Origin of the sequence: Bacillus sp. GC_Bacil_1, from assembly GCF_026540675.1 — a bacterium.
Classification (GTDB): domain Bacteria; phylum Bacillota; class Bacilli; order Bacillales; family Bacillaceae_G; genus Bacillus_A; species Bacillus_A cereus.
In genome coordinates this window covers 17571-27916 of record NZ_JALNUG010000027.1, presented here as the reverse complement: position 1 = coordinate 27916, position 10346 = coordinate 17571, and the positions used below count along the sequence as shown (strand labels likewise).

The window sequence follows — 10346 nt, the reverse complement described above, 5'->3', positions numbered from 1 at the left end:
TTGTTAGAGGAATATAAGGATTACAGAATATTCGACTAACCCGTTACTACGGTCATTTTTGAGACTGTTTAAACAATAAAAAAGAAGGTGTTTTCCTCCTTAGCTACAATATCTTTTTAGTAAAGATAAGCTTAAGTAACCTCCGCTAAAGATTATATACTTAAATGATAAAGAGTTCAACAATAGTTCACATATTTTCCCAAAATTAAAAAACGGCTGTTTTATGTGGAATAAATCTACAAAACAGCCGTTTTTTTATATTAGATTTCTGTTAAGATTATTGGTTCGCCGCGTGTTACGACAACGGTATGTTCACATTGTGCAACAAGACTTTTATCAGGTGTAATGAATGTCCAACCGTCGTCACCACGCTCAATAATATGATCAGCTTTCATAGATATGAACGGTTCTACAGCGATAACAAGACCGTCTTTTAGAAGCGTATTATCCATTGGATCATAGTAGCTTAAAATGTGATTTGGTGCTTCATGTAAGCTAAGACCAATGCCGTGACCAGTTAAGTTTTGAATAACATTGTATCCACTTTTATGTGCGAAGTTTGAAACAGCACGACCAATTTGATTTTGTTTTGAGCCAGCTTTAACCTTTTTCATTGCTGCCCAAAATGCATCAACCGCTGCTTGGCAAAGCTTTTCTTTTGCCTCGTCTTCTCCAAGTACAAATGAAATACCTGTATCAGCATAATAGCCATCAAGTGCAGCAGATACATCGACGTTTACTAAATCGCCTTCTTTTAATACACGATCTCCTGGAATACCATGAGCAACTTCTTCATTTACACTAATGCAAGTTACACCTGGAAAATCATATTCTTTTTCAGGTGCAGAAATAGCACCATGCTCATCTAATACTTTTTTACCGATCAAATCAAGCTCTTTCGTTGTCATACCTGGCTTCGCTTGTTTTTTCATTTCTTCACGTGCAAGCGCAACGATGCGGCCGATTTTTCGTAAGCCTTCTAAATCTTGTTCATTACGAATAATCATGAAAACCACTGTCCTTCCTCGAATATATATCTTATCCGATTGTATCATGTTTATTTTCGTCCTGCTACTCGCTTGCGGTATGCGGGTTGATTCCTCTCATAAAGAATACATGACAATTGTCATATCGATGTCATGACGCATCATACTGTTTCCTAAGTTTTCCAAGTAATACAATGTAAATATAAGAAACAGCGGGGGTGGAGAGATGGAAAAGATTATTGAAGTAAATGGTGTTTCTAAAACATTTAAACATAAAAACGCAGTAAATAATGTTTCATTTCATGTAAATAAAGGGGAAATAGTAGCGTTACTTGGTCCGAATGGTGCGGGGAAAACAACGACGATGTCGATGATGCTTGGATTAAAGGACCCAACAGAAGGTAAGGTCTTTATATTTGGAAAGAGTCCAAAGCATAGAGATGTTCGTAATAGCCTCGGTGCGATGCTGCAAGAAGTAAGTGTCATTGATAGTATTACGGTGGAAGAGGCAATTGAGTTATTCCGTAGTTATTATACGAATCCTATAGCGAAAGAAACGTTACTGCAGTTATCAAATTTAGAATCAGAGCGAAAGCAAAGATGTGAGAAGTTATCAGGTGGGCAAAAAAGAAGGTTAAACTTTGCGCTTGCACTTGCGGGAAATCCAGATTTGTTATTTTTAGATGAGCCGACAGTCGGAATGGATATTACGTCTCGAAGAACGTTTTGGGAAACGATTCGAAAGTTAGCAAGTGAAGGGAAAACGATTATTTTAACGACGCATTATTTAGAAGAAGCAGATGCTTTAGCAAATCGTATCTTATTATTTGCGAACGGAAAGATTATCGCAGATGGTACACCAGACGAAATGAAAGCAACGATTTCGAGAAAAACAATCACATTTTATTCGAAGGAAAGCATTCCTACAAAATTACTAAAGGAATTACCAAATGTAACAGAAGTAAAGTCAAACGAAGGACGCTTCATTTTAACAACGGAGGATACGGATGCAACTTTAAAAGCCATTTATCAAAGGAGTTTACCTGTAACAGATGTTTCAGTTGAACGTGGAAGCCTTGATGAGGCATTTGAACAGTTTGTCGCAAATCAGAAGGGGGAAATCGCATGAGAGCGTTATGGATGCAATGCAAAATAGAAATTTTACGTACATTCCGCAATAAATTATTTGTTTTTTTCTCATTATTAATGCCTGTTATGTTTTACTACATTTTTACAAATGTTGTTCAAGTACCACAAAACGGAGATGCGTGGAAGGCACACTATTTAATTTCGATGGCAACTTTCAGCATTGTAGGGACTGCACTCTTTAGTTTCGGTGTGAGACTTTCTCAGGAAAGAGGGCAAGGGTGGACACATCTTCTAAAAATTACACCGCTTCCAGAGGGAGCATATTTAACAGCAAAAATTATCGCTCAAACAGTAGTAAATGCTTTTTCAATATTAGTTATCTTTATTGCAGGGATACTAATTAATCATGTTGAGTTAACTGTAGGGCAATGGATTGGTGCGGGGCTATGGTTATTGTTAGGGGTAACACCATTTTTAGCATTAGGAACAGTAATAGGTTCCATTAAGAAGGCGGACGCAGCTGCTGGCTTAGCAAATATTTTAAATATGAGTTTAGCTATAGTTGGCGGGTTATGGATGCCGATTGAAGTATTCCCCAAAATATTAAGAACGATTGGTGAGTGGACACCGACATACCATTTCGGAAGTGGTGCGTGGGATATTGTAGCTGGAAAATCAATTGGATGGGAAAATATCGCGGTATTAGGAGGTTATTTCCTTATATTTGTTGTAGTATCAATATATATAAGAAAAAGACAGGAAGCGGTATAAATGATAGAGAAGAAGAGGATTGAGATTTTTCCGAAACATATGGGATTCTTCCCGTATATGTGGTTTGTTTATCTATTATTTCCAATTTATCACTTAGCGCAGGCATCAGGATGGAAGCTTGTAATAGGAAGCGGTATGTTGATAATTTTTATCGTCACATACCGTCAGCTTTATTTTGTTCAGAGGACGTTTGTTTTTTGGGCGTGTATTCAAATGGTACTCATCTTTTTATTTGCTTTATTTTATAATCCTTTTATGATATTTTTTGGATTTTTCACAGCAAGTGCGATGGGATTTGCGCCAAATAAGAAAGTATTTCGAGTGCTGTTATGTTCGTTAGTTATCATGCTTGGAGCATTTTTATTTGTAAATATGAATCAACTAACAACTACAAGTTTAGTAAATATCGTTCCGATGATTATTTTAATGCTTCTTACGCCATTTGGTATGCGCAATTTTAATCAGAAAAAGATGTTAAAGAACCAACTGAATGAAGCAAACGAGCAAATTAAAGACTTAGTAAAACGTGAAGAACGGCAGCGGATTGCAAGAGATCTTCATGACACATTAGGACATACGTTATCTCTTATTACTTTGAAAAGCCAGCTTGTAGAGAAGTTAATTGTGAAAAATCCGGAGCGTGCAAGTGTGGAAGCGAAGGAAATTACACAAACGTCTCGTACAGCCTTAAAACAGCTGAGAGAATTAATTTCTGATATGCGTATGATTACGGTAGAAGAAGAGCTAGAGCAAATAAAAGCGATCTTACAAGCAGCTAATATTGAATTAGAAGTGAGGCAAGAAGCAAGATCGAGCTCGTTATCACCAATTGAACAAAATATTGTCGGGATGTGTTTACGTGAGGCCGTTACAAATGTTGTAAAACATAGTAAGGCAACGCGATGCGCAGTTTCTGTATTAGAATCGCAAGGTGAGCTGATTTTGAAAGTAGAAGATAACGGAATCGGTTTAACAGATCAAAATCATGATGGAAATGGTATCCGTGGCATGAAAGAACGAATTGCTCTTATTGATGGATTTGTTGAACTAGGTACAATCAATCCAGGGACGTTATTAACGGTAAAAGTTCCAGTTGTTATTAGAACAGGAAAAGATGAGGTGAGGGCATGATTCGAATTATTATTGCAGAAGACCAGCGGATGCTTCGTGGTGCATTAGGGGCCCTGCTTGATCTAGAAGATGATATCGAAGTAATTGGGCAAGCTGCGAACGGGGAAGAGGCGTTAAAATTAATTGAATCGTTAAAGCCAGATGTAAGTATTATGGATATTGAAATGCCGATTCAAAGTGGATTGGATGTCGCTGAGACTTTAAAGAAAGAAAAATCATTATGTAAAGTAATGATTTTAACAACATTTGCACGGCCGGGATATTTTGAAAGAGCAATGAAAGCTGGTGTGCACGGCTATTTATTAAAGGATAGCCCAAGTGAAGATTTAGCGGCAGCAATTCGTAATGTAATGAAGGGGAAACGAGAGGTCTCCCAAGATTTAATGTTTGGCTTATGGCAGGAGCAAAATCCGTTGTCAGATCGCGAAAAGGAAGTATTGTTGCTTGCGAAAGAAGGAAAGACGGCAAACGAAATTGCGAAGGCACTTTATCTTTCGCCGGGTACAGTACGTAATTATATTTCTGAAGTATTAGCGAAGCTCGATGCGAAAAATAGAATTGAGGCAATTACAATTGCGGAAGAAAAGGGTTGGATATAAAAAGAAGGTTACCTATGAGAGGTAACCTTCTTTTTATAATTATTGTATTTCTATTACTTGATTTACTTTTTGTAACGACTTGTAACCATGTGCTTCAAATGCCTTTGCAAATTCATTTGATACGGCAGTGCCATATAAATCTTTTGCAGCTTGTACGATATGAGATTGAAGTGATTCAAAGTCTTCAGCGGAAGTTGCATAATTTTGCAATGCACGCATAACAACTTTACTTACTTTTTCATTGCCTTGCTTTTGAACAGCAACATCGTTATATGTTTTACCTTCAGCTAATTGATATAATACGTGACTGATAATACCAGAATTCACGTGTGATTCTTGATTATTACCATCGTTATAGAAATCTTGTAAATTTGTATATAGTTTATGACCGCCGTCACCAATTTCCCTTGGGATATCACGAATTGTTAGGCCACCTAATGTATCGCCCATAATCCAGTTTCCTTTATCTTTCTTTACGTAATATTCAATTTGTGTACCCCAGAAATCCGCTAATCCCTCGTTTAGTGCAGATGTTTCAGCGCTTGGATATCTCACGACTTTATTTTTCGTCGTGCCACTGAATACAGCATGTCCAAATTCATGAGCTGTTACGTCAAGAGCGGATGTTAGTTTTCCGTCTAAACCATCACCAAATACCATTTGGTTCCAAGCGGGATGCCAAAATGCATTTACATAGTCTTCTTTTACACCATCACTAACTTCAGTAGAATCAAAACCGTGTACACTAGCAACAACTTTTGAATCTTTATTGTCGTAACTTTTCAGATTATGTTCTTTCTTAAAGTAATCATAAATATCACTCATGTTCTTCATAGCGCCCGCGGCTTCTTTATCTACAAAGTTAGGAGTGCTACTTGAAATTAGTGTCCCTGGATAACCAGCTTGACTATATCCCCCGAGGGAATCGGCGTAGTTTGCATTATAAATATAAATACCATTTCCGCGTGATAAATCCGCTAAATAAAATTTTCCATCGGTTCCTTTGGCAATATTGAAAGAGATGTTTTCTTGAAGTGCATTTTTCCCAGTTCCTTGCTCACTTGCAGGGGATAATCTAGGTGATGTTACTTGATTTATAGTCTTATTCTCTTTGTTTTTAATGAACTTTTCTTGGAAAAGTACTTCGCCAGTTTTTAGATCAACGATAGCATTGCCGTTTATAATTTGTTCATTGTTTTCATAAGTAAATGTAATAACAGTTGCGAATGTATAATAGCCATCTTTTTTCTTATAAACAACGGTTTCGCTAGAGAATTCTGTCTCAACTGCATCACTTGGAATTTGAACTATATCGCGTAATTTAGATTTTACTTCATTTTTCGACAAAAAATTTGTTATAGTAAGATTAGGTTGTTGATTTAAATTTTGAATAACTTTACCACTAACAGTTGTGATCACTCCATTTTTATCTACTTTTACAATGAGATCTTGGCCATATACTTTATAGTTTTTATATGTTTGTGCAAGGCGAACTTCGGTTTGATTTTCTTTGGTTTCTTTATTTGTAGGTTGGAAATCTACATTTTTTTCAGTAGTGACTTGTTCTTGTTGAGCTTTCGCCCCATTTACCTCACCCTTTAAATACTTTTTAGCAATATTTTCTTTCGTATCATTTTGAGGTTGTGTTAATTTCCCGATTGTTAAACCAGGCTGAGCAATTTCAACTTTGACTGCACTTTTGTCTAATTCTTGAGCATGAATAGCTTCTGTTGATAAAGGACAAAGAAGACCGAATGTAACGAAAGCACTAGCAAGTTTTCTATAATTCATCTATAACACTCCTAATCTATTATTGTATGTGAGATGAATTGTATGAAAAATTTGCCGAATTTTATATATATTATGCATTATTTCATATCAAAAATTGTCGAATTCACATTATTGTAGTGGTATGACAACTTAACAAATTAGATTGTTATAATGGGATGGTGAGTAAGTATGCACGCAGAGAAATTAGGAAGTGAAATTAAGAAAATTAGAGTGTTGAGAGGATTAACACAAAAACAGTTATCCGAGAACATATGTCATCAATCGGAAGTAAGCAGAATTGAATCGGGTGCAGTATACCCAAGTATGGATATATTGCAAGGTATTGCAGCAAAATTACAAATTCCCATTATTCATTTTTATGAGGTACTCATTTATTCGGATATTGAAAGAAAAAAACAGTTTAAAGATCAAGTCATTATGCTTTGTAAGCAAAAAAGATATAAAGAAATTTATAATAAAGTATGGAATGAGCTGAAAAAGGAAGAATATCATCCTGAATTCCAGCAATTTCTTCAATGGCAATATTATGTAGCTGCTTACGTATTGAAAAAAGTCGATTACGAATATTGTATTTTAGAATTAAAGAAATTGCTCAATCAACAATTGACAGGAATAGATGTATATCAGAATCTTTATATTGAAAACGCAATTGCAAACATTTATGCTGAAAATGGCTATTTGAAGAAGGGTATTGATTTATTTGAACAAATATTAAAACAATTAGAGGCATTGCATGATAATGAAGAATTTGACGTGAAGGTAAGGTATAATCATGCAAAAGCATTATACTTAGATAGTCGATATGAAGAATCACTTTATCAAGTAAATAAAGCGATTGAAATATCATGCCGAATTAATAGTATGGCATTAATTGGACAGCTATATTATCAAAGAGGTGAATGCCTAAGGAAGTTGGAGTATGAAGAGGCAGAGATTGAAGATGCATATAAGAAGGCAAGTTTCTTTTTTGATATATTAGAAATGCATGCATATAAAGAAGCGCTTGTAAATAAAATCAGCAGATAAACAACCTAAAAAGTGGATATGCATAATTGCATACAATGTGAATAAATTTTCATGATATATTAAAAGTAAAAAATGTGGGTGATGGAATATGAAGAAATTACTTATTGGTAGTTTATTAACGTTAGCAATGGCATGGGGTATTTCATTAGGTGATACAGCATTAGAGAAAAGTCAAATAATTTCTCATAATGATCAAGAGGTACAAGTAGCTGCAGATTTACCTTTTGAGTTTTAAAAAACAACCGCCTTATTTAGACGGTTGTTTTTTTATGGAGTAACATCCAAACGTCTTTACTAGAAACAGGTTTGCTAATAAAGAATCCTTGAATGTGATCACAATTTTGTTTATGTAAAAATCCCCATTCTTCTGCTGTTTCTACACCTTCTGCAATCACTTTTAAATTTAGTTCTTTTGATAGTGTAATAATGGAAGAGACAATTGCTTCTTCTAAAGGACTAGTTGTAATTCCACAAATAAACTCTCGAGCGATTTTTAATGTGTTGATTGGGTATTTTGTTAAATAAGCTAAAGAACTATAACCAGTTCCAAAGTCGTCGATTGAAATTTGAATACCGAGATTTTGAAGTTGTTCTAGTTTTGCAACTACAGATTGATTTTGATTAATTGCGATGCTTTCCGTAATTTCAATATCTAGTGCTTCTGGTTTCAGTTCTGTTTCTTCCAACACCTTTGAAATAGTTGGGATTAAATCTGCATGGTTAAATTGAACAACAGATAAATTTACACCAACTTTTAAGTGAGAAAAACCTTGATTATGCCATCTTTTTGCCTCTAAGCAGGCAGTACGTAAAATCCAATTGCCAAGTTCAATAATAAAACCAGTTTCCTCTGCTAGAGGGATAAATTGGGCAGGAGATACGATACCGAGTTTTGGATGCTTCCAACGTATTAATGCTTCAAAACCAATAATTTGTTTTGTTTTTGTGCTTACTTGTGGCTGGTATTCAAGGAAAAATTCATTTTGTTGTAATGCTTTTGAAAGTTCACCTTCTAAGAATTGAATTTCATTTTGAGCGATACTCATTTCTTTTGAGAAGAAAACAAATCTGTTTTTTCCATTTGCTTTCGCACGGTACATAGCCATATCAGCATTTTTCATTAACTCATTTACATTAGTTCCATAATCAGGGTACATCGCAATTCCGATACTTGGTGTAATAGAGAGTTCTTCGCCTTGAATGAAGAATGGTTTGTTTAAAATAGTTAAAATCTGTTCAGCTATAAAAATTGCACTTTTTTCTGAGTACATTTCTGGTAATAGAATTGTAAACTCATCTCCACCTTGGCGAGCGACGATATCTTTTGAACGCAAGCAACCGCGTAATCTTTTTGCTACTTCAATTAATAATAAATCTCCGACGTCATGACCAAGTCTATCGTTAATTTTTTTAAATCGATCTAAATCAAGGAATATGACGGCAACATCATTTGCGTTAGTTTGGGCTGTATTTAAAATGGCTTTTAAATCTTTTTCGAACTTTCGGCGATTTGGTAATCCAGTAAGTGCATCGTGAAAGGCTAAATGCTCTACTTGTTTTTGTTTTTCATATAAAGTTGTAATATCACGCGCTATCCCAAACATTCCGACCACTTCTTTGTTTATAAAAGTAGGGATAAGTGTAATATGAAGATAATAATAATAGCCTTCTTGTTCTTTTGTACGAACTTCTAACGTTTGTGGCCTACCTTCCTTTGTAATTTGTAAAGCCTTCTTTAGTAGTTCGTGGTCTTTTGAATCAATGAAGTGTACCAGAGAATAGCTTGCTACTTCACAATAATAGGCAGTAAATAAGCTTTCGCATGCCTTATTAGATTGTTGAAAAATGCCATTCATATTTAAAGAGAAAACGGCATCGGGATGATCTTCGAATAAAGACTTATAGCGTTGTTCACTTTTTGATAATGCAAATGCACCTTCTTCAACTTCGTCCTCTAGTTGTGTAGTCAACTGTTCATATGTAAGGATTAGTGCTTGATTATCTTTCCACATGTAAAGTTGCCGCAAGAATAACAAAATAAGTGATAATACGAGACCAATTAACATAAATTTATCATCCCAAGGTTGAATGATAATAAAGGAAAAAGTAATAATTATACTAAAATAAGGTAGTATAAAACGTACATAATCGAATCGATAATATTTTGCTTTCGTTTCATGTTGCATTGGTTTATCCAAGATATATAGTATGGAAGAAAGTCCAATTAATAAAATAGAAGCAGTGTGTATTAAATAATTAAATTCAGGAGAAGTTTTCATCCCAAAATTTAATTGAAACAGATGAATGTAACCGTATACGAGTATAATAGTGAAACCGATAATTAATGCGATTCTACTAGAAGAATATTGTTCTCTTCTATAAAGACTAATAACGGCGTAAATTACTAATGATTGTGCAATAAAATAGCCAATTAAAATCCAAGTTTCCTTTGTTAACATACGGAAGCTTGAAAGGTCCAAGATAAAAGTTAAAGTGAAATAAATGTTCATAATAACAATAAAGATGCTATCGAATGAAAATTGAGCAAGACCCTTAATAGAGTAAATTTTTATAAACTTTATAGCAAATCCAACAAAGAGTAAAACATATTGTATGATAAAAAAAGGTAATGCTTTATATGAGAATATAACTTGCTTATGAATAGAAAGTGAAGGAAGAAATAAAGTTATTTCCATAGCTAACCCGCATAGACAAGTACATAATAATAAAATCCAAAATAATTTATCACCATGCGTCATTTTTCTAATCGCTTTACATAAGCAATAGCAAGAAAAAAGTGCAGCGAAACAGAATAAGAAAAGAATCCCGATTTCTTTTATATTCGACTCATTTGGTATAAGGAATATCCAAAGAGCAAATATAAATATGTATATTATGACAGATTGTATATACTTTTTTTGATTAATCATATTATGACTCCGTTTCAATAAAG

9 protein-coding genes are annotated in these 10346 nt (G+C 34.5%); 6 read left to right on the top strand and 3 right to left on the bottom strand.

What is annotated here, in order from left to right:
• Window positions 1-260: 260 nt before the first annotated feature.
• A complete protein-coding gene (gene map / locus OXT04_RS27300) occupies window positions 261-1055 on the bottom strand; it encodes a type I methionyl aminopeptidase (protein ID WP_002083543.1) in 795 nt (264 codons plus the stop codon).
• A 157-nt stretch (window positions 1056-1212) separates the two neighbouring features.
• On the opposite strand from map, the gene OXT04_RS27295 reads away from it, so the two are divergent.
• From OXT04_RS27295 to OXT04_RS27280, 4 genes are read left to right on the top strand one after another with little or no spacing between them, the layout of a single operon-like run.
• Window positions 1213-2115, top strand: a complete 903-nt coding sequence (locus OXT04_RS27295; protein WP_071713929.1) for an ABC transporter ATP-binding protein — start codon at window positions 1213-1215, stop codon at window positions 2113-2115.
• Window positions 2112-2846, top strand: a complete 735-nt coding sequence (locus OXT04_RS27290; RefSeq protein ID WP_001202435.1) for an ABC transporter permease — start codon at window positions 2112-2114, stop codon at window positions 2844-2846. Before OXT04_RS27295 ends, OXT04_RS27290 begins: the two co-directional genes overlap by 4 nt.
• Window positions 2847-3977, top strand: a complete 1131-nt coding sequence (locus OXT04_RS27285) for a sensor histidine kinase (protein ID WP_267418696.1) — start codon at window positions 2847-2849, stop codon at window positions 3975-3977. It abuts the gene before it with no gap.
• Entirely contained in the window at window positions 3974-4576 is a 603-nt protein-coding gene (locus OXT04_RS27280) for a response regulator transcription factor (protein ID WP_097821917.1), read from the top strand. Before OXT04_RS27285 ends, OXT04_RS27280 begins: the two co-directional genes overlap by 4 nt.
• Window positions 4577-4615: 39 nt before the next feature.
• Here OXT04_RS27280 and OXT04_RS27275 read toward each other — a convergent pair whose 3' ends face one another.
• Complete coding sequence (locus OXT04_RS27275; RefSeq protein WP_098570033.1) at window positions 4616-6367, bottom strand: M4 family metallopeptidase; 1752 nt, start codon at window positions 6365-6367, stop codon at window positions 4616-4618.
• A 168-nt stretch (window positions 6368-6535) separates the two neighbouring features.
• Between OXT04_RS27275 and OXT04_RS27270 the strand changes: the two genes are divergently transcribed.
• Window positions 6536-7393 carry a helix-turn-helix domain-containing protein gene (locus OXT04_RS27270; RefSeq protein WP_016079630.1) on the top strand — a complete coding sequence of 286 codons (858 nt, stop codon included), beginning with the start codon at window positions 6536-6538 and terminating at the stop codon, window positions 7391-7393.
• Window positions 7394-7481: 88 nt separating this feature from the next.
• The gene (locus OXT04_RS27265) at window positions 7482-7628 is read left to right on the top strand and encodes a quorum-sensing peptide PapR (protein ID WP_016079631.1); all 147 of its coding nucleotides are present in this window, start codon (window positions 7482-7484) and stop codon (window positions 7626-7628) included.
• 16 nt (window positions 7629-7644) lie between these two features.
• Here OXT04_RS27265 and OXT04_RS27260 read toward each other — a convergent pair whose 3' ends face one another.
• Entirely contained in the window at window positions 7645-10323 is a 2679-nt protein-coding gene (locus OXT04_RS27260) for a DUF4084 domain-containing protein (RefSeq protein WP_097821919.1), read from the bottom strand.
• Between the last annotated feature and the right edge of the window lie 23 nt (window positions 10324-10346).